The sequence below is a fragment of the Mesorhizobium sp. WSM4308 genome (assembly GCF_002294905.1).
Taxonomy (GTDB): Bacteria; Pseudomonadota; Alphaproteobacteria; order Rhizobiales; family Rhizobiaceae; genus Mesorhizobium.
In genome coordinates this window covers 250,265-270,852 of sequence record NZ_NSFW01000009.1, presented here as the reverse complement: position 1 = coordinate 270,852, position 20,588 = coordinate 250,265, and the positions used below count along the sequence as shown (strand labels likewise).

At 64.1% G+C, this 20,588-nt stretch carries 19 protein-coding genes; 4 read left to right on the top strand and 15 right to left on the bottom strand.

Annotated elements, in window-relative coordinates:
- Positions 1–3: 3 nt before the first annotated feature.
- Positions 4–285, bottom strand: coding sequence for a hypothetical protein (locus tag CK227_RS18885; RefSeq protein ID WP_095773965.1), 282 nt, complete (start codon positions 283–285; stop codon positions 4–6).
- 134 nt (positions 286–419) lie between these two features.
- Between CK227_RS18885 and CK227_RS18880 the strand changes: the two genes are divergently transcribed.
- Complete coding sequence (locus CK227_RS18880) at positions 420–1,286, top strand: SDR family NAD(P)-dependent oxidoreductase (RefSeq protein ID WP_095774035.1); 867 nt, start codon at positions 420–422, stop codon at positions 1,284–1,286.
- An 11-nt stretch (positions 1,287–1,297) separates the two neighbouring features.
- On the opposite strand, the gene CK227_RS18875 is transcribed toward CK227_RS18880, so the two are convergent.
- From CK227_RS18875 to CK227_RS18860, 3 genes are all read right to left on the bottom strand, one after another.
- Complete coding sequence (locus CK227_RS18875; RefSeq protein WP_095773964.1) at positions 1,298–1,723, bottom strand: low affinity iron permease family protein; 426 nt, start codon at positions 1,721–1,723, stop codon at positions 1,298–1,300.
- 398 nt (positions 1,724–2,121) lie between these two features.
- Positions 2,122–2,763, bottom strand: coding sequence for a DapH/DapD/GlmU-related protein (locus tag CK227_RS18865; RefSeq protein WP_095773963.1), 642 nt, complete (start codon positions 2,761–2,763; stop codon positions 2,122–2,124).
- Positions 2,764–2,851: 88 nt separating this feature from the next.
- Complete coding sequence (locus CK227_RS18860; protein ID WP_095773962.1) at positions 2,852–3,370, bottom strand: CreA family protein; 519 nt, start codon at positions 3,368–3,370, stop codon at positions 2,852–2,854.
- A gap of 188 nt (positions 3,371–3,558) precedes the next feature.
- Between CK227_RS18860 and CK227_RS18855 the strand changes: the two genes are divergently transcribed.
- From CK227_RS18855 to CK227_RS18845, 3 genes are all read left to right on the top strand, one after another.
- Positions 3,559–4,137: an SCO family protein gene (locus CK227_RS18855; protein WP_095773961.1), complete on the top strand. Its 579-nt coding sequence runs from the start codon at positions 3,559–3,561 to the stop codon at positions 4,135–4,137.
- 11 nt (positions 4,138–4,148) lie between these two features.
- Complete coding sequence (locus CK227_RS18850; protein ID WP_095773960.1) at positions 4,149–5,021, top strand: 50S ribosomal protein L11 methyltransferase; 873 nt, start codon at positions 4,149–4,151, stop codon at positions 5,019–5,021.
- Positions 5,022–5,233: 212 nt separating this feature from the next.
- Positions 5,234–7,078, top strand: a complete 1,845-nt coding sequence (locus CK227_RS18845; protein ID WP_095773959.1) for an aminopeptidase P family protein — start codon at positions 5,234–5,236, stop codon at positions 7,076–7,078.
- A 149-nt stretch (positions 7,079–7,227) separates the two neighbouring features.
- On the opposite strand, the gene CK227_RS18840 is transcribed toward CK227_RS18845, so the two are convergent.
- From CK227_RS18840 to CK227_RS18790, 11 genes are all read right to left on the bottom strand, one after another.
- Positions 7,228–7,524 (bottom strand): AzlD family protein, encoded by a 297-nt coding sequence (locus tag CK227_RS18840; protein ID WP_095773958.1) that lies wholly within the window; start codon positions 7,522–7,524, stop codon positions 7,228–7,230.
- The gene (locus CK227_RS18835) at positions 7,521–8,249 is read right to left on the bottom strand and encodes an AzlC family ABC transporter permease (RefSeq protein ID WP_095773957.1); all 729 of its coding nucleotides are present in this window, start codon (positions 8,247–8,249) and stop codon (positions 7,521–7,523) included. The genes CK227_RS18840 and CK227_RS18835 overlap by 4 nt, the downstream gene beginning before the upstream one ends.
- A 114-nt stretch (positions 8,250–8,363) precedes the next feature.
- A complete protein-coding gene (locus CK227_RS18830; RefSeq protein WP_179296480.1) occupies positions 8,364–9,053 on the bottom strand; it encodes a DUF2461 domain-containing protein in 690 nt (229 codons plus the stop codon).
- Positions 9,050–11,254 (bottom strand): NAD-dependent DNA ligase LigA, encoded by a 2,205-nt coding sequence (gene ligA / locus CK227_RS18825; RefSeq protein ID WP_095773955.1) that lies wholly within the window; start codon positions 11,252–11,254, stop codon positions 9,050–9,052. The genes CK227_RS18830 and ligA overlap by 4 nt, the downstream gene beginning before the upstream one ends.
- Positions 11,255–11,405: 151 nt before the next feature.
- Positions 11,406–13,079, bottom strand: coding sequence for a DNA repair protein RecN (gene recN, locus CK227_RS18820; protein ID WP_095773954.1), 1,674 nt, complete (start codon positions 13,077–13,079; stop codon positions 11,406–11,408).
- A gap of 217 nt (positions 13,080–13,296) precedes the next feature.
- Complete coding sequence (locus CK227_RS18815) at positions 13,297–14,166, bottom strand: outer membrane protein assembly factor BamD (RefSeq protein WP_095773953.1); 870 nt, start codon at positions 14,164–14,166, stop codon at positions 13,297–13,299.
- A 264-nt stretch (positions 14,167–14,430) separates the two neighbouring features.
- Entirely contained in the window at positions 14,431–15,381 is a 951-nt protein-coding gene (gene lpxC, locus CK227_RS18810; protein ID WP_095773952.1) for a UDP-3-O-acyl-N-acetylglucosamine deacetylase, read from the bottom strand.
- 279 nt (positions 15,382–15,660) lie between these two features.
- Complete coding sequence (gene ftsZ / locus CK227_RS18805; RefSeq protein ID WP_095773951.1) at positions 15,661–17,340, bottom strand: cell division protein FtsZ; 1,680 nt, start codon at positions 17,338–17,340, stop codon at positions 15,661–15,663.
- Between the two features lie 66 nt (positions 17,341–17,406).
- Positions 17,407–18,714 (bottom strand): cell division protein FtsA, encoded by a 1,308-nt coding sequence (gene ftsA, locus CK227_RS18800; protein WP_095773950.1) that lies wholly within the window; start codon positions 18,712–18,714, stop codon positions 17,407–17,409.
- The gene (locus tag CK227_RS18795; RefSeq protein WP_095773949.1) at positions 18,711–19,652 is read right to left on the bottom strand and encodes a cell division protein FtsQ/DivIB; all 942 of its coding nucleotides are present in this window, start codon (positions 19,650–19,652) and stop codon (positions 18,711–18,713) included. Before CK227_RS18795 ends, ftsA begins: the two co-directional genes overlap by 4 nt.
- Positions 19,640–20,566: a D-alanine--D-alanine ligase gene (locus CK227_RS18790; protein ID WP_095773948.1), complete on the bottom strand. Its 927-nt coding sequence runs from the start codon at positions 20,564–20,566 to the stop codon at positions 19,640–19,642. The genes CK227_RS18795 and CK227_RS18790 overlap by 13 nt, the downstream gene beginning before the upstream one ends.
- Positions 20,567–20,588 lie beyond the last annotated feature (22 nt).

Below are 20,588 nucleotides of genomic sequence, written 5' to 3'. Positions count from 1 at the left end.
GCTCTATTTGCGCATCGCTTTCAGCTTTTCGGCGACCGACGCCGCAAGATCGGCGTAGCGCTCCTCCAGCCGTTCGGCTGCCTTGATGATCGAGAAATCATGGCCGAATTTCTCCAGCGCCATGCGCAGCTTCTCAACGAACTCGGCCTGTTTTTCCAGCGCGGAGAACAGTGTCTTCACTTGGGCTTCGCTGATATCAGGGTTGGCCAGCATCTGCGGCACCTCGCGCCCCATCTGGTCACCGGTGGCGGTCTGCTCTTTCAGAATTGCGATCCAGTCCGTCAATCGAAAATCTCCATTTGTGGGCAGCATGCGCAGTCGCGGCCCGACTGGTCAACCCGAACACGTGCTGACGAAGGCTTGCGCAAGCCCGTCCCGGCGCTAAGTTCGGCGCCATCGAGAAAAGGATGCTGTTGCTCATGATCACCGACGCTGAAATCCAGATCGCCCTGCCCGCGCTTGGCCCCGGCAACGCCGCCGTCATCACTGGCGCGGCCAGCGGCATAGGCCTGGCAGCCGCCAAGCGGCTTGCGCTGATGGGCATGAAGATCGTGCTCGCCGACATTGGCAGCGCGCGCCTTGACGATGCCTCCCGCGCCGTCTCGGCCATTGCCGGCGATGATGCCGTGCTTGCCGTCGCCGCTGATGTTTCGAAGGCCGATGAGGTCGATCGTCTCGCCGACCGCGCATTCGGCGCCTTCGGCGAGGTCTCGCTGCTGATGAACAATGCCGGCGTCGGCGACAATCCGGGAAAACCCTGGGAAAACCGCGATGGCTGGAAACGGCTGCTCGACATCAATTTCTGGGGCGTCGTGCATGGCGTCGAAGCCTTCGCGCCGCGCATGCTGGCGTCGGCCAAGCCGGGCCTGATCGTCAACACCGGTTCCAAGCAAGGCATCACCACGCCGCCCGGCAACCTCGCCTACAATGTCTCCAAGGCCGGCGTGAAGACATTCACCGAAGGCCTGGCGCACGCATTGCGCAACGAACCCGGCGCCCGCCTGTCGGCGCATCTGCTCATTCCCGGCTTCACCTATACCGGCCTCACCGAAGGGGCGACGGAAAAGCCCGCCGGCGCCTGGACCGGCGAACAGGTCATTGATTTCATGCTGGAATCTCTGGTCAGGGGCGACTTCTACATCCTGTGCCCGGACAATGAAGCAGCGCGCCCGCTGGATGAAAAGCGCATGGCCTGGGCCATCGGCGACATCATCGAAAACCGCCCCGCCCTGTCGCGCTGGCACCCCGATCACAGGGATGCGTTCGCGGCCTTCATCAAAGGCTGATCAGCAAGCTCTCAAGCCGCGTGCTTTTTCGGGCCTCGCTTTTGCGCGACGGCCTTCTTGGCGGCCATGGCGGCGATCTTTTCGTCATGCCGCCGCGCCGCCCGCTCGCACTTGTCGCGGATTTCCTCGACCTCGGATTCCGTCAGGTGCTCGATGCCGATGAAATGGTTGTGGCCCCTGCCGACCCGGATCAGTTCATCGAGCTTGGCCTGGATCGCGGCACTATCGCGATTCTGGGTGTTCTGGATCAGGAACACCATTAGGAACGTGATGATTGTCGTGCCGGTGTTGATCACCAATTGCCAGGTGTCCGAGAAGCCAAAGAATGGCCCGCTCACCGCCCAGACAACGATAATCATACAGCAGACGGCGAATGTCAGCGGCAGCCCCGTCATGTGGGCTACCCAATTGGCAATCTTGGTAAAGACCTTTTCCATCTGTCGAGATCTCTCAATGGCTGCGGCGATGAGAAACAACCGGAGACCCGCTCGGGTTCCAGTCGGCAACAAATACATCAGGTGCAATTGGACACACGCAAGGCGCGCATGCGGCGGAAAACACACCTTATCGGTCTAATGTCATAGTAACCGTGCAGGCAAAAGTGCCTGTTCCTTCCGCTCCACAGCGGTTTACCTCCGGCCCCTTCCGCCGCGCCACCCCCGCATGGCGGAAGGGGTTTCAGTCCGGAGCGCGGAGGGATGGTTCCCGAAAGCGCCGACCGGCATACGGACAGACGGTCGCTTCACTTTCCCGCAGCCCGCTTGCCAGCGCCGCTCTCGGTCTGCTGATGGCCTGCGGCGGTGACGGCCAGGGCCAAACCGTTGTCAGCGGAAGCCTAAACGGCGTCGTTTTCCCAACGATCAAGGAAGGCCTCGATCGGCATGGACTGGATATCGGGAACCGCCCTGGCGAGTTTCTCGACCGGCCAGTCCCACCAGGCGAGCGCTTCGATCCGCGCCGCTATGTCGGGAGCAAAGCGCGCCCGGAGCGGCTTTGCCGGCACGCCGGCGGCGATCGTGTAGGACGGCACGTCCTGCGTCACCACCGCATTGGCGCCGATGACCGCGCCATTGCCGATCGTGACGCCGGGCATGATCACCGCGCCGTGGCCGATCCAGACGTCGTGGCCGATGGTCACGGCCTTCGCCTGCCGCCGCTCGCGGAACGCCGCATCGACACCCAGCCAGCGGAAATATTCGTTCGGCCGATAGCTGACCTTGTGCTGGGTCAACCGCTCGATCGGATGTTCAAGCGCGTTGATGCGGCTGTTGGCGGCAATCGAGCAGAATTTGCCGATGCTCGTATAGATCGCCTCGGCATGGCGCTCGAAATAGGAGAAATCCCCGACGCTCACCTCGCGCAGCACCACCCTCTCGCCGATCGAAGCGTAACGGCCGAGCTTGCAAGCCTTCAACTCCGCGGTCGGATGGATGCGCGGCTCGGGATCTTTCAGGACGAGGTTTTCGGTGCGGTCCATGCGCGCGGCTTTACGCCCGAGCAATTGCTCCTGCAAGGCAGGAGCAATGGTCCGTGGCGCCAATCAGCACAAAAAGACGCCCATCCACCTATTTCGGCTTGCCCTTGCTCCACACCACGTTCTGGCCATAGAGCGGCACCGTGGTCACCGACATTTTGGCCGAGCCGTTCTGCACCTGGCGCGAATGCGAGAGATAGATCAGCGTCTCGTTGGTCTTGTCGTAGATGCGGTTCACCACCTGCTTCTTCCAGATCAAGCTGAGGCCCTGCTTGAACACCTCCTCGCCGCCCTCGCTCATGTCGATGTCGCCGATGGTGATCGGGCCGGTCTGACGGCAGGAGATCGACGAATCGGAGGGATCCTCGAACCAGTTGCCCTTGTGCAGGCGGTCGATGATGCTGCGGTCGAAATAGGAGACATGGCAGGTCACGCCGTCCACCTTGGGATCCTTGATCGCTTCGACGATGATGTCATTGCCGACCCAGTCGACGCCGACCTTGCCGACTTCCTCGGCGACGGCGCCACCGGCGCCAAGCACGACGCACGCGGCCAAGGCGCCGCCGATCAGTTTTCGCCCAATCCGTTCGCGCCCAACCAGTTCGAGCAAAGGAGCCTCCTGCGGTTCGAGTTGCCGGTATCAGGTGGGACGCGGCGTGCGGCTTTGCAAGCGGATGCGTCAACACCACCACGGTTGCGGCATCGCGGCACTTTGCCTGCGCAGGGCCAAACCGCTAAGACTGTCGCACCGGCGCGGCATTGAGCCGGCGCGATGATTTCTGCGGACGGACTTTTGTGATGATGCGTTCTATCCTGGTCGGCATTCTCGTCCTGATGGCGGCCGGCATCGGCTGGCTGACCTTCGACTGGTATCGCGGCCATTATGGCGGCGAACCGTTCGGCGCGCCCTTCACCCTCGTCGACCAGAAGGGCGCGCCGATCACCGAAGCCGCATTCCGAGGGCAGCCCAGCGTCGTCTTCTTCGGCTTCACCCATTGCCCCGAAGTCTGCCCGACGACGCTGTTCGAACTCTCCGGCTGGCTGAAGACGCTCGGCGATGACGGCAAGACCTTGCATGCCTATTTCGTCTCGGTCGACCCGGAGCGTGACACGCCGGCGGTGATGAACGCCTATGTCAGCAATTTCTCGGACCGCATTACCGGCATCACCGGCGACCCTGACAAGGTCCATGCCATGGCCAAGTCGTTCGGCATCTACTGGAAGAAGGTCGATACAGGCGACGGCGACTATACGATGGACCACACCGCCTCGGTGCTGCTGCTCAACTCCAGGGGCGACTTTGCCGGCACGATCGCCTATGGCGAAAGCGCCAGCACGGCCGTGGAGAAGCTGAAGCGCCTCGCGGCCAAGGGTTGATAAGTATCCATATGACCCAGACGCGGCTTCATTTCACCACCGGCAAGATCGAGGCAGAGCGCGTCTTCGCGGCGCTTGAGCTGGCCTTCGAGGATGAAGGCCTGCCGATCGCCGTGCTCGAGGTCGACGAAGACCAGGACATCCACGAGGTTTCGCTCTACGCCGATGGCGACGTCGATGCGATTGAAGCGCGGGTGAAGGACATTCTCGCCGGGCTTGCTCAGTCGAAGCCGGTCGAGCGCGAAGTGCTGCCCGACATCGACTGGGTGGCGCGTTCGCTGGAGGGCCTGAAGCCGGTGCGCGCCGGCCGTTTCTTCGTCCACGGCGCGCATGACCGCAGGAAGCGCCACAGCGGCGAACTCGCCATCGAGATCGAGGCCGGCCTTGCCTTCGGCACCGGCCATCACGGTACCACCGCCGGCTGCCTGGAAATGCTGGAGAAAGTGGTGCGGCGCGAGCACCCGCGCAATGCGCTCGACCTCGGCACCGGCAGCGCCGTGCTGGCCATCGCCGTCGCCAAGCTGGCGCATATTTCGGTGCTCGCCACCGACATCGACCCGGTGGCGGTGAAGGTCGCCGCCGCCAATGCGCGGCTCAATCACGTCAAGGCGCTCATCGAAACGGTCACCGCACCGGGCTTTCACCATCCGATCTTCGGCAAGCGTGCCCCTTTCGACCTGATCGTCGCCAACATATTGGCGCGGCCGTTGATGCGGCTGGCGCCGCAAATGGCCGGACACATCGCGCTTGGCGGCTCGATCGTCCTGTCGGGCATTCTCGAGCGCCAGCGCGACGCCGTCATCTCGGCCTATGTCGGCCAGAATTTCCGGCACATCAGCACCTTGCGCCGCGAAGGCTGGGTGACGATCCACCTCAAGCGCTGAGATCGGCAACGCAACTGCCGATCCTCGACAGTCGCAACTTAGAACTTGATGGGCCGTGGCATGGATTTCGCCGGAAAGCTGATCGTGCCGCGGCTGGACCAGCCCCATTTGGTTGTCAGCCAGCCGGCGCTGTAGCAGTTTGCGCCAACCGGAAATCGATTCCGATTTCCGGACCCATAGGCTACGGTCACGCTGACATCAGGAGGCCCATCATGTTCCAGACCTTCGATTCCGCGGGCGACCCTTCGGTTGGCAAGCCGCGCGTGGCGCTGCTGCGCCAATGGCTGGCCGCCAATGGCCTCGACGGTTTTATCGTTCCGCGCGCGGACGAGCACCAGGGCGAATATGTCGCCGATCGATCGGCACGGCTGAAATGGTTGACCGGCTTCAGCGGCTCGGCCGGCGTCGCCATCGTGCTGCGCGACCGCGCCTTCATCTTCGTCGACGGGCGCTACACGCTGCAGGTGCGCAGCGAGGTCGATCTCGACATCTTTGCGGTCGAAAGCCTGGTCGACAACCCGCCCGCCGTCTGGCTCAAGGACAATATAGGCAAGGGCGCGCGGCTGGGCTTCGACCCATGGCTGCACACGATTGGCGAGGTCAAGGCGTTGCAGGCCTCGGCCGACAAGACCGGCGCGGCGCTCGTGCCGCTCGAGAGAAACCCGATCGACATCATCTGGAACGACCAGCCCGCCGCGCCGGTGACGCCGGTCGAGCTGCACCCGATTGGCTTTGCCGGCGAACTCGCCAAGGACAAGCTGGCGCGGCTGGCAACAGCGATCGGCAAGGACGGTGCCACCCATGCGGTGCTGACCGACCCCTCCTCCATCGCCTGGGCCTTCAACATCCGAGGCGGCGACGTACCGCACACGCCGCTGGCACTCGGCTTCGCCATCCTCGCGGCGGATGGATCGCACCAGCTGTTCATGGACAAGCGCAAATTCTCGCGCCAGGTCGCGGCCTATCTCACCCAGCTCGCCGATCCGCACGAGCCCGGCGAATTCGAAGCGGCGATCGCAGCGCTTGCCAAGGGCGGCGCCAAAATCGCGCTCGACCCGGTGCTGGCGGCCGACCGGCTGCGCATGCTGGTCGAGGACAATGGCGGTACGGTGGTTGCCGCGCCCGATCCTGCCCGCATCCCGCGAGCCACCAAGAACCAGGCCGAGATCAACGGCTCGCGCGCCGCGCACCGTCGTGACGGCGCGGCGGTGGCCAAGCTGCTGTGCTGGCTGGAGCGGCAAAAACCCGGCTCGCTCGACGAGATCGCGGTCGTCACAAGGCTGGAGGAGAGCCGCCGGCAGACCGGCGAGGAAACGCAAATGCCGCTGCGCGACGTGTCCTTCGACACCATTTCCGGCGCCGGCCCGAACGGCGCCATCATGCATTACCGCGTGTCGCGCGCCACCAGCCGCAAGCTGCAGGCCGGCGAGTTGTTCCTGCTCGATTCCGGCGCGCAGTATCAGGACGGCACCACCGACATCACCCGCACCGTGCCGATCGGCCAGCCGACCGAGGAAATGCGCGAACGCTTTACGCTGGTGCTGAAAGGCATGATCGGCATTTCCACGCTGCGCTTCCCCGCCGGCACGCGCGGCTCGGAAATCGACGCCGTCGCCCGCATGGCGCTGTGGAAGCATGGTTGCGACTTCGCCCATGGCACCGGCCATGGCGTCGGCTCTTATCTGGCCGTGCATGAAGGTCCGCAGCGCATTGCCCGCACCGGCACCGAAAAGCTGCTCGAAGGCATGATGCTGTCCAACGAACCCGGCTATTACAAGGAAGGCGCCTACGGCATCCGCATCGAGAACCTCATCCTGGTGACGCCGGCCGAACAGATCGAAGGCGGCGACATCGCCGTGCATGGCTTCGAGACGCTGACGCTGGCACCGATCGACATCAGGCTGGTGCGGTCAGAGCTGCTGACTCGCGAGGAACTGCATTGGCTAGACGCCTACCATGCCCGCGTGCTGGCCGAGATCGGACCGATGCTTGACGGCGAAACGCTGGCCTGGCTGGAAAAGGCGACAGCGCCGCTGCCGCACGACGCGAAGATTTGAGGCGAGCCTCTTTCTCCAAGTCACTATACGGGGAGTTGAGAAGCGGTCCGCGAAGCGGACGAAAAGCCAATTGCTTGGCTTTTCGAGTGACGAACGCCCGGCAGGGCAATGAGGGGCGGTGCCAACGCTCGGAAAGATCGCGGGCCAAACTACGCTGCGAACTGCCGCGCCAGGATGAGCACTGCCGCGCCAGCCAAAAACATCGACATCAGCCCGCCGCGCAGCGAGACCACGGCGGTGACGACCAATGCCGCCCATTCCGCCAGTCCGGCATTCAACAGCTCCGGCGCCACCAGCGTCGTCAGCACCGCCGCAGGCACGGCGTTGAGGCCGGCCTCGACGCGCGGATGGATGTTCTCGAAGCGGGAGATGACCAGATGCCCGCCGACGCGCGTGAGATAGGTGGCGACCGCGCCGGCGATGATGATCCAGAACGTCGTGCTCATGGCCTTGTCTCCACGCCGCTATGGTGCGGTGGCAAGATGACGGCGAGCAGCACGCCGGCAATGGCGCCGATCGAGACGTGCCAAGGCGAGCCGACAGTCTTGTAGGCAATGATCGAGGCGCAGGCACTGGCGACCACCACCGGCAGCCACAGCGGCCGCTTGCGGAAGCCCATCACCAGGCCGAGGAAATAGATCGGCAACAGGAAATCGATGCCCAGCGCATGCGTGTCGGGGATGAGCTTGCCGAACACAGCACCCAGCGCGCTTTCGGTTACCCAGAACACATAGACCGGCAGGCCAAGCCCCAGATACCAGGCGAAGCCGACCGTCTGGCCCGACGCCGCCCTCGCCTCGGCCACCGCGAACTGCGGATCGGTGAGGATGAAATAGCCGAGCGCCTGCTGGATCACAGGCCAATGCGCGATGCGCCGGCCGATGCCGGCGGAGTAGAGCACATGGCGGAAGTTGACGGCGAAGATCGACAGCACGATCAGCCATGGCGCGACATGCTGGCCGAACAGCTGGATGCCGACCATCTGGCTGGCGCCGCCATAGACCAGCGCGCTCATCATAAAGGCTTCGAGGACCGAGAAACCATTGTCGACGGCAAGCGCCCCGAACAGCACCGCGAACGGCGCCGACGCCACGACGACAGGCATGGAGAGCCGCACGCCTTGCCAGAAGTCGCTTCTGCCGCCGCTCTCGGAAATCACGTCCGTCGCCATCGATCGCTCCAGGGTCGAAACCGTCGATGTAGGTAGTGCAGCCCGCCTTGTCACACGAATTCGCTTGAGCCAAACGATCAGCGGAAATGATCATCGCCGGGCTCGAGATGGAACTTAGTCCTTCGCGATTTTGCCCTCGATCGCCCTGCCCCAGTCGAGCAGAGGCTTGGCGCGCATGGTGAAATCGACGAGTTCCTCGACCAGTTCCGGCCCGTGGATGCCCGCCGGATCGATGACGTGGCGGACGGCAAAATGCCGGTTGCGGATCGCAGCGACGAGATCCTTGTCCGTAACGTGCTCGAAGCCTCGCGGCGTGCGTTTCATGGCGTCTTCGGCGCTAAGCTCGAGGCCGTTCTTCTTCAACGCCTTAACCATGGCGCGAAACCTGTCCGGCCACGTCTCGATGGCGCGCCGCATCGCCAGCAGCAGCGCAGCCTCCGGCTGCCACCAGGCGACGCCGGCAAAGCAGCCCTCAAGCCCGATATGAATGTAGAACACGCCCTGCACGGCCTTGCTGCCATCGGGCGACAGGATCGCCGAGACATGCCGGTTGTAGGGCCGCTTGTCCTTGGCAAAGCGCACGTCACGATTGATGCGGAACAGCGACTTCTTGCGGTCGCCGCGCAAGCCGAGCCGCGCTTCCGCAAAGCGTTGGGTCAGCGTGTCGACGAGATCGCCAAGCGGATCGCGCAGTTCCTGTTCGAACAGGTCGCGGTTTTCCAAAAACCACTCCCGGCTCTGGTGGAAATCCAGCGCCTTCAGGAACGGAAGGGCCTTTGGGCCGAAGCCTTTGAACGCCATCACGCCTTGCCGACCCGTTGCAGCCAGGTGTCTTCGTCGATGACTTCGACGCCAAGTTCGCTGGCAAGCTTGAGCTTGGAGCCGGCGCCGGGTCCGGCGACCAGCAGATCGGTCTTGGCCGAAACCGAGCCGGCCACCTTGGCGCCCAGGCGTTCGGCCATCGCCTTGGCTTCCGAGCGCGTCATCTTCTCCAGCGTGCCGGTGAAGACGATGGTCTTGCCGGCAACCTCGCTGTCGGCCGAGACGGTGACGATATAGGGCTTGGGCCTGACCTGCTCGAGCAGCTTGTCGAGCACGTCGTCATTGCGTTCATTGCCGAAGAAATCGCGCAGCGCATCGATCACCGTGTCACCGATGCCGTTGACCGAAGGGAAGACGGTGTGCGGATCCTGCGCTGCCGCCGTTTCCTTGCCGACGCGGATCAGTTCCTCGATGGTGGAAAAGGTCTTGGCGAGCACGGCGGCCGTCGTCTCGCCGATATGGCGGATGCCGAGCGCGAAGATGAAGCGATCGAGTTCCGGCTCGCGGCGCGAGTCGATGGCCGCGAACAGCTTGTCGAGGCCTTCATAGTTGCGGTCCTCGACATTGCGCACATTCTTGCGCGTCTTTCCGGACGCCGCCTCACGCTGCCTGGCCTGCTCCTCGCGCCGCTCGGCCAGCGCCTTGGTGACGGCGGGACGTCGATCCCTGAGCGTAAAAATATCGGCGGCCGTCTTGATCAGTCCGGCATTGAAGAAGGTGTCGATGTTTTCGGCGCCCAGGCCCTCTATATCGAGCGCCCCGCGCGAAACGAAATGGCGCAATCTTTCCACGGCCTGTGCTGCGCAGATCAGCTCGCCGGTGCAGCGCCGGCGGGAATCCTCCTTGCCGGTCTTCTCGTTGATCTCGCGCGTCGCCGGCGAGCCGCAGACCGGACAGGTATGCGGGAATTCGTAAGGCACGGCATCGGCCGGGCGCTTGTCGATGACGACGCTGACGATCTGCGGAATGACGTCGCCTGCCCGCTGGATCACCACCGTGTCGCCGATGCGCACATCGATGCCGTCGCGGATCGGCAGGCCGTTGCTGTCGAAACCCTTGATGTAATCCTCATTGTGCAGCGTGACGTTCTCGACCACGACGCCGCCGACGGTGACGGGCGCGAGCCTTGCGACCGGCGCCAGCGTGCCGGTGCGGCCGACCTGGATGTCGATCTTCTGCACGGTCGTCATCGCCTGCTCGGCCGGGAATTTGTGGGCAACCGCCCAGCGCGGCTCGCCGGTGACGAAACCCCAGCGGCGCTGCAGTTCCAGCTGGTCGACCTTGTAGACGACGCCGTCGATGTCGTAGCCGAGCGAGGAGCGCTGCTCCTCGATGCGATGATAGTGCGCTATGAGGTCGTCGATCGACTTCGCCCGCACCATCAGCGGGCTGACCTTGAACCCCCATTCCTTGAACTTCTGCACCGAATCGAACTGCGTCGGCGCGGGGTCCGCCGTCGTGTAGCCCCAGGCATAGGCGAAGAATTTCAGGTTGCGGCTGGCGGTGACCGATGGATCTTTCTGGCGCAGCGATCCTGCCGCCGTGTTGCGCGGATTGACGTAATCCTGGCCGCCGGCCGCCGCCGAGCGCGCCTTCAGCGCCTCGAATTCCGCATAGGTCATGTAGACCTCGCCGCGTATCTCGATGACATCAGGCCAGCCGGAGCCTTTCAGCCTCGCGGGAATATCGGCGATGGTCCTGAGATTGGCGGTGATGTCCTCACCCACGGTTCCGTCGCCGCGCGTCGCGCCCTGCACGAACACGCCATTCTCATAGCGCAGCGACGCCGACAGCCCGTCGATCTTCGGTTCGGCGGTGAAGGCGATATCGAGGTCCTTGTCGCGGTCGAAGAAACGCCGGCCGCGCTCGATGAAATCGGCGACGTCCTCGTCGGTATAGGCCTTGGCGAGGCTGAGCATCGGCACGGCATGGCGCACCTTGGCGAAACCTTCGGCCGGCGGCGCGCCGACCCTGCGCGACGGCGAATCCTCGCGCACCTGGTCGGGAAAACGCTCCTCGATGGCAAGGTTGCGCCGGCGCAGCGCATCATATTCGGCGTCGGTGATCGTGGGCGCGTCCTCGGCATGGTAGCGCCGGTCATGCTCGGCGATCTCCTCCGCCAGGCGCTTCAGCTCGGCTTCAGCCTCGCTTTCGCTGAGCGAATCGACAGGTTTTTCGGCCATGCTTTTCTTCCCCGAACGGTGGCGCGCCACAATAGAGCATGATCCCGAAAAGTGGGAACCGGTTTTCGGAAAAGATCATTCCTGAACAGCAGGATGGAGCCATATCCTGACTCGCTGCCATATCCTGCCCCGTCAATGACGCCGGATGGCCTTACGCCGCGTTTGTATTCTCGCGCAGCAGCCGTTCGGCGGCGGCGCGCGCCTCGTCGGTGATCGTGGCGCCGGCCAGCATGCGGGCGATCTCTTCCTGCCGCGCCGGCCGGTCCATCTCGGCAATGCCGGTCGCCACACGGTCCGTGCTGCCCGATTTTGAGATCAGGAAATGCGTCGCCGCGCGCGCCGCCACTTGCGGCGCATGGGTGACCGACAGCACCTGCACGCGCTTCGACAGCCGCGCCAGCCTTTGGCCGATGGCATCCGCCACGGCGCCACCCACACCGGTGTCGATTTCGTCGAAAACCAGCGTCGGCGCCGAGCCACGGTCGGCCAGCGCCACTTTCAGCGCTAAAAGGAAGCGCGACAGCTCGCCGCCGGATGCCACCTTCATCATCGGCCCGGGCCGTGTGCCGGGATTGGTGCGCACCCAGAACTCGATCTGGTCGATGCCCTCTTCCATGCGGGTCTCGGCTTCGCTCTTCATCTCGACGATGAAGGCGGCGCGTTCGAGCTTCAGCGCCGGCAATTCGGCCATCACGGCCTTGGTCAGGCCGACGGCCGCCGCGTGGCGAAGCGAGGAAAGCTGCGCCGCGGCGATGTCATAAGCCTTGCGTGCCGCCGCGGCCTGCTTTTCCAACCCGTGCAGGCGCTCCTCGCCGGCATCGAGATCGGCGAGGTCGGCAACCATCGTGTCGCGCAGTTGCGCCAGATCGTCGACGGCGACACTATGCTTGCGTGAGGCCGCGCGCAGCGAAAACAGCCGCTCCTCCGCCTTCTCCAGCCGCTGCGGGTCATACTCCGTTGCGCGAAGGGCCGCTTCGACACCGGATTGCGCCGCGTCGAGCGACAGCATCGCTTCGTCCAGCGACTTGACCACGTCCTCGAGCAGGCCGGGCGCCTCCGTTGCCTTGCGCTGCAGCCGTCTCAGCAGACTGGCGAGCTGCGGCAAGGGCGAAGACGGGCCGGACAGCACATCCTGGGCGTCATGGATTTCGGAAGCGATCTTTTCGGCGCGCATCATGTGGGCGCGCAGTTCGGCAAGTTCCGTTTCCTCGCCGGGCTGCGGATCGAGCTTGGTCAGCTCCGCCACCGCCGCACGCAGGTAATCGGCCTCGCGCGCCGCTGCCGCCACCTTGGCGCGGTGGCGCGTGAGCTCCTGCTCGCAGGCGCGCCAGTGGCGCCAGGCCTCGCCGGTCGATCGGACAGCGCCGAGATGGCCGCCGAAAGCGTCGAGCACGTTGCGGTGGGCGCCCGGATCGACCAAGGCGCGCTCGTCGTGCTGGCCGTGGATCTCGACCAGAGCGCGCCCGACATCGCGCATCAGCGTCACGCTGGACGGCTGGTCGTTGACGAAGACGCGGGTGCGGCCGTCCGCCGTCTGCACGCGGCGCAGGATGATGTCGCCATCATCCTCGATGGCGTTCTCGACGAGCAGCGCGCGTACCGGATGGTTGCGGGCCACATCGAACACGGCAATGACCTGGCCCTGTGGTGCGCCATGGCGCACCAGAGAGGCGTCACCGCGCGCGCCGAGCGCCAGTGACAGGGCATCGAGCAGGATGGATTTGCCGGCGCCGGTTTCACCCGTCAGCACGGAAAGGCCCGGCTGGAAGTCGATATCCAGCTTCTCGATCAGGACGATATCGCGGATCGACAGTCTGGAAAGCATCAGAACCCGAACCTCAGGCAATTCCAGGAAAGGTGCGCAGCGTTTTTGCCATCGGAATTGCGTAGAACAAAAAGTTGGGACGGCTCAGCGCTTCAATCAAACCACTGAACCGCCGTGGAGCGGTGCGCGACCGATTGGAGTCGCAGCGCCGCACTATCTTTTTGTTTCAGCATCGGATCAATCCGAAAAGCGCGCTCGCACGCTTGCGCCTGACAGATCAGGCGCCGGTGATCAGCTTCCCGGCCTTGGAAATCCACGATCCGGCATTCTCGCGCGGCGAAAGCCCGTTGCTCTGCAGGAGCTTGTAGGAATCCTTGTACCACGGGCTGTCGGGATAGTTGGTGCCGAGCACCGCGGCGGCCGTCTGGGCCTCCGAGGTCAGCCCCATCGCGTAATAGCTTTCGGTAAGGCGGGCCAACGCTTCCTCGACATGACGCGTGTTGGAATAGTTTTCCACCACGGTGCGGAAGCGCTTGACGGCGGCGATGTACTCGCGGCGCTCCAGATAATAGCGGCCGATCTGCATTTCCTTGCCGGCGAGCTGGTCGTTGGCGAAGCGGATCTTCTCCTTGGCGTCGTCGACATATTCCGACGTCGGCCAGCGCGTGACCAGATCCTGCATCGTCTGCAGCGTCTGGCGCGCTTCCTTCTGATCCTGCGTCACGTCCTTGATCTGGCGATAGTAGCTCAGGCCGATAATGTACTGTGCATAGGGCGCGTCATCGGTGGACGGATAAAGCGCCAGATAGCGCTTGGCCGACGAGATCGCCTCGTCGTAGCTGCCCTTTCGGTAGTCGGCGAAAGCGCCCATCACCATCGACTTGCGAGCCCATTCCGAATAGGGGTGCTGGCGGTCGACGGCGTCGAACTTCTTGCTCGCCTCGTCGAGGCGGCCGGCATTCAAATTGGCGAGGCCCTGATTGTAGAGAACGTCGGCCGGCTCGGTCTGGTCGACGTATTTCGACAGATCGATGTCTTTCTCCGACGACATGCAGGCCGACAGAAAGAGCGATGGAACAACCAGCGAAAGCGCCAGGAGAACAGACCGCTTTGGCGCTTTCGATTGACCGACTCGCTTGAAGAACATGATTGGATTGCGCCCTTTCGGCGTTATTTTAATGCCTCTTGCATGCTGTTGTCCCAAAACTGGTCCCCACTTTTGAGCGACATGCACTAATCGACGGCAGCAGCCATAAACCATAACCGCCTTGCCCGGCAACGCTATCTCCGGGCAATGGCGCATTTTTGTGGCGGCAAGGCGGCGCTAGGGCATCCCTATGATTTCGCCGGTCGATGATGCATTCCTGCAACACCCAGCATCCCGCCACAAAGCGTGAAAACGGTGCGAAACCTAGATCATCCAAGGCGCGTAGAGCGGCGCATTGACGGCGCTCATCTCTGCCGCGCGGCCACGCTCGCGGCGTGTCGTCTCGACGATCTCGAAGGCCGTGCGGTCCGACAGCAGGCGCCGCAGCGCCGCGGCGTTCAGCCTGTGGCCGCCGCGATAGGAGCGGAAACAGCCGATGAAGCGGGCTCCGGCCAGAGCCAGGTCGCCCATGGCGTCGAGCGTCTTGTGGCGCACGAATTCGTTGGGATAGCGCAGGCCGCCCATGTTGATGACGCGATTGTCGTCACCGATCACCAGCGAGTTCTCGAGCGAGGAGCCAAGCGCGTAGCCGGCCGCCCACAGCCGCTCGACATCCTTCATGAAGCCGAAGGTGCGGGCGCGCGCAATATCGCGGCGAAAAATGTCGGCATTGATGTCCGACGCAAAGAGCTGACGGCCGATGGCCGGGCTTTCGAAATCGATCTCGACCTCGAAGCGGGTGCCGTCATAGGGCCTGAACTCCGCCCAGGAAGCACCGTTCTCGATGCGAACCGGCTTGACGACCCTGATATAACGCCGCTTGACCGGCAGCGTCTCGATGCCCGCCTGGTCGATGGCTTCCACGAAGGCCATGGCGCTGCCGTCGAGGATGGGAACCTCGTGGCCGTCGATCTCGATGAGAACATTGTCGATGCCGAGCCCGAACAGCGCGGCCATGATGTGCTCGACGGTGGCGATATGCTCGCCCGAGGGATCGCCAAGCATGGTGCACAGATCGGTGGCGCCGATCTCGGAAAACAGGGCACGGAACTCGCGGCCCTGCCCTTCGCCATTGATGAGCTGGAACACGATGCCGGTGTCGGCATCCGCCGGCAGGAAACTGATGGAAACTTCTTTGCCGCTGTGGACGCCGGTGCCCGTAAGCGACGCGCGCGTCTTCACTGTCGTCTGGTAGTCGTGCAAGACAATCCCCATAAGCCCGATATGCCTAAGTCCGCTTCTCCAGCCCAAGGGCGCGGCTCTTGTTAAATCGGCAGGCAGGGTCACTTCCCCGAAATCCCGGCAGACCGACTATGGTAGGCAGCGAAGATAATGTCCCGCCAGGGAGACTCCAAATCACGGTTTCTTACCCTCTGTAACCGCGAGCCGGAGCAAGCCCCATATCGTAACTGTTTGATTCTACAGCACTTAAAACGTTAACAGGCAAGCAATTCCTTGCTTGCCTGTTAACAATTGTTACGGTCCGTTAACCGCTCAGTTAGCCTGGCGGCGCAGGAACGCCGGAATCTCCAGCTGATCGTCGTCCTGAGTCGCCCTGGTCTGCGGCGTCAGGCGGCCCTGGTCGTCCAGCTGGCCACGGCGCGGCGCATAGAGCTGGGCGTCCTGGCTGGCGAGACGGCGCACTTCGGGGGCGGCCTGGCGCAGCTTCGGCTCGCGCGGTTGCGCCGGCTGCAGCCTTGCAGGTTCCTCCTCGCGGCGGGTCAAGCCGTTGGTAAGGCGCTTCAACAGGCCCATCGGTCCGCTGCTGTTCTCGTGGTCCACTGGACGGCTCTTGGCGTCGACCTCGGCCTTCACCACCGGCGGAAAGTCCTCGACGCGCGGCATGCGCTGCGGTGCCATCGCCACCGGCTGCTGGACCTCACGCAGCATTTCGCGCGGCTGCGGGGCCGGCTGTATCTGCTGGACGACCGGCTGCGGCATTGGCTGCTGCGGCGGCGCCTGGAAGATCTTGCTCTGCGGGCGGAAATCGTCCGCATGGGTGACAGGAGCCGGGCGGGCCTGCGCCATGGCGGCGGCGTTCGACTCGGCGAGTTGGATAGCCTCGGCGACCGGGTCCGCGGCGCGCGGTTCATAGACAGGCTGCTGGACCGGTGCCGGGCGGCTCTCCACGGCGGCCACGGCCGGACGGGCGGCCGGCTTCGGCGGGGCCGTACGGATCGAGATCGGCGCCGCGGCGATTTCAGCCGCCGACTTGTCGATGCCGGTGGCGACCACCGAGACACGGATGACGCCTTCGAGTTCCTCGTCGAAGGTGGCGCCGAGGATGATGTTGGCGTCCTGGTCGACCTCCTCGCGGATACGGGTCGCTGCTTCGTCAACCTCGAACAGGGTCAGGTCGCGGCCGCCGGTGATCGAGATCAGCAGGCCCTTGGCGCCCTTCATCGAGGTCTCGTCGAGCAGCGGATTGGCGATCGCGGCCTCGGCGGCGGCCATCGCGCGGCCCTCGCCCGAAGCTTCGCCAGTGCCCATCATCGCCTTGCCCATCTCGCGCATCACCGAACGCACGTCGGCGAAGTCGAGGTTGATCAGGCCTTCCTTGACCATCAGGTCGGTGATGCAGGCGACACCGGAATAGAGCACCTGGTCGGCCATGGCAAAGGCGTCGGCGAAGGTGGTCTTGTCATTGGCCAGCCGGAACAGGTTCTGGTTGGGGATGACGATGAGGGTGTCGACGCATTTCTGCAGTTCCTCGATGCCCAAATCGGCCGTCTTCATGCGGCGCTGGCCTTCGAAGTGGAACGGCTTGGTGACGACGCCGACGGTGAGGATGCCCTTCTCGCGCGCGGCGCGGGCAACGACCGGAGCAGCACCGGTGCCGGTGCCGCCGCCCATGCCGGCGGTGACGAAGCACATATGGGTGTTGGACAGGTGATCGATGATCTCGTCGATGCACTCCTCAGCAGCCGCGCGGCCGACTTCCGGCTGCGAGCCGGCGCCGAGGCCTTCGGTGACATGCGCGCCGAGCTGGATCAGCCGGTCGGCCTTCGACATTGTCAGCGCCTGCGCGTCGGTGTTGGCCACGACGAACTCGACACCGCGCAAGCCCGCGGTGATCATGTTGTTCACGGCATTGCCGCCGCCGCCGCCGACACCGAATACGGTGATGCGCGGCTTAAGCTCGGTGATGTCCGGCTTCTGCAGATTGATGGTCATTGTCTCCGTCCTTTGCCTTTCACGCCGCTTCGCCGCCGCGGCCGCCTATGGGGCTGTCCCCGTCAATTAGAAACTGTCTCTCAACCACTGACTCATGCGATGCAGTTTTCCACCCGTTCCGGTCATCCTGAGACCGGAAATGCCTTTTGCAGGATGGCTCTCGAAATTCGCCATCTGCGGATAGATCAGAAGCCCGACGGCGGCCGAGAAAGCCGGCCCCTTCGCCGCTTCGGGCAGGCCCGCCACGCCGAGCGGGCGACCGATGCGCACATTGCGCCCCAGGATGCGGCGCGCCGCTTCCGGCAGGCCGGCCAGCTGGCTGGCGCCGCCGGTCAGAACGACGCGCTTGCCGACCGCATTGCCGTAGCCGGACTTATTCAGCCGGTCGCGCAGCAATTCGAGCGTCTCGTCGATGCGGGCGCGCACGATGCGCGTCATCACCGAACGCGGGATCTGCAGCGGCACGTCGCCGTCGTCGCCGATCGGCTGGATCGACACCAGGTCGCGGTCGTCGGCACTGCCCGGCAGCGCCGAACCATGCATGACCTTCAGCCGTTCGGCGGCATCGAGCGAGGTCGAAAGCCCCTTGGCCATGTCGAGCGTGACGTGATTGCCGCCAATGGCGATCGCGTCGCCATGGACGAACTTGCCTTCCGAAAACACCGATATGGTCGTCGTGCCGCCGCCCATGTCGATGCAGGCGGCACCCAGCTCCAGCTCGTCATCGACAAGCGCGGCGAGCCCGCTGGCATAGGGCGTCGCCACCATGCGCTCGACCGACAGGTGCGAGCGGTTGATGGAAAGCTCCAGATTGCGCATCGGTGCCGCATCACCCGTCAGCACATGCATGTCGACGCCAAGCGCGTCGCCGACCATGCCGCGCGGATCGCGCACGCCGCGCTCGGCATCGAGCGAGAAGCCGACGGGCAGCGAATGGATCACCTCACGCTCGGCCTTGAGCGCCTGCTTGGCGCCGGCGCCGAGCACGCGCTTGATGTCGGCTTCGTCGGCCTCGTGGCCGCCAAGATTGATGGTCGCCGAGAAGCTTTCGCTCTTCAGCCGGCCGGCGGTCATGTTGACGATGAGCGAATCGACCGTCAGCCCCGCCATGCGCTCGGCGGCGTCGACGGACAGGCGGATGGCATGCTCGGCGCGGTCGAGATCGACGACCACGCCCGACTTCACGCCTTGCGACTTCTGATGACCGATGCCGATCACCTGGATCCGGTGCGAGCGGCCGCGCAACAGTTTGCCGTCATCGTTCGGCTTGAGCTTGGCCACCATGCAGCAGACCTTGTTCGAGCCGACATCCAGCACCGTCAGAGTGCCGGACCGGCGCGACGCGGCATCGCCCGAACCGCCAAGCCAGCTCATATCTTCGTCTCCGACTTGCGCTTGAGGGTCTTCGGCTTCTCGTTGAGCGCGGCCTCGCGTTGCGTCGCCGCTTCGGGCGTCAGCTCCACGACCAGCCTATCTGTCAGGCGCATGTCGACGGCAGCGATGTCGCGCGACAAAAGCCCCTTGTCCTTGTCCATCTTGACCAGATCGGCGAGCGCCTGGCCTTCCTCGTCCTCGGGCAGCTTGACGGTAATGCCGTTGTCGAGCTTCAGGTCCCAGCGGCGATCGCCAACGCGGACATAGCCTTTGACCCGGCTCGCGAGGTCCGGATATTTTTCGACCTTGGCCAGGAAGTCAGGCGCCTTGGCCGGCGCGCCCTCGCCGATCAGCAGCGGCAGCAGCACCTGCTTGCCGCCGGAGAACGGAGCGATGACCGCGCCATCCTTCTCGATGACCGAGAGATCATTGCCCTGCTGCCAGAGCGCGAAGGCTTCGCGCTCCTCGACGCGCACTTCCAGCGTGTGCGGATAGACCTTGCGCACCGCCGCCATTTCGATCCACGGCAGGCCGGAGATGCGCTCGCGCGCAGCCTCGGCGTCGAAGCCGATCAGCGAGGTCCAGCCGTCGAGCTCCAGCCTGTCGAGAATGTCGATCTCCGAGGTCTGGCGATTGCCGACCACCTTGACCTGATCGACGGCAAAGCCGGTACGGGCGGTGATGCTCTGGATGATGCCGTCGGCATGGCCGCCGAGATAGGCGCCATAGGCGCCGCTCGAAGCGAGCAGCACCGCCGACATCATCGCGGCGGAGAAGCGCGGCGCCTCGAATTCACCATCGCCCAGGCGCGCCAGGATGCGCACCGGGCGGCGAAGCACGCGCGGCAGCACGAAATGGCCTGATGACAACGACAAGCCGAACAGCGACGGCCCGGCCGCGCCCTTCCCCTTGCCTTGCCCCCATTTCAACGCAGACACGAAGCGTCCTCCACCATCCAACTCAACAACTCACCAAACGAATGCCCGGCATGGGCCGCGATTTCAGGCACCAGAGACGTCGGCGTCATGCCCGGCTGAGTGTTGACCTCGAGCCATACAACTTCGCCATTTTCGGAGTGACGATCGTCATAACGGAAGTCCGACCGGGAAACGCCCCGACAGCCGACAGCTTGGTGAGCCTTGAGCGCCAGTGTCTGTATTTTTTGGTAAATATTCGGTGAAACTTTTGCGGGGCATTCGTGTTTTGATCCGCCCGCGACATATTTTGAATCGTAATCGTAGAAGGAATGACCGGTCGGGATGATCTCGCAGACGCCGAGCGCCACATCGCCCATGACGGCGCAGGTCAGCTCGCGCCCGTGGATGTAGCGCTCGACCATGACGGTATCGCCATATTTCCACTCGGACGAGCCGACGACCTGCGGCGGATGCGACTGCCCCTCCGACACGATGACGACGCCAAAGCTCGATCCTTCATTGACCGGCTTGATCACATAGGGCGGCTTCATCGGATGCTTGTTCTGGATGGCAAAGCGATTGGCGACCTTCGATTCGGCGACGGGAACGCCGACCGATTTGACGATCTTCTTCGCCTGCTCCTTGTTCATGGCGAGCGCCGAGGCGAGCACGCCGGAATGGGTGTAGGGAATGGCGAGATATTCAAGGATGCCCTGAATGGTGCCGTCCTCCCCGAACGGGCCGTGCAGCGCATTGAAGGCGACGTCAGGCTTGAGCTCGGCGAGCACCGAGCCGACATCGCGCCCGACATCGACGCGGGTGACCTGATAGCCCTCACTCTCCAGCGCATCGGCACAGGCCTTTCCGGAGGACAGGGACACGGGCCGCTCGGACGAAAAACCTCCCAGCAGGACGGCCACATGCTTGCTTTTCATTCCCCGTCATCCCCTCTCACGG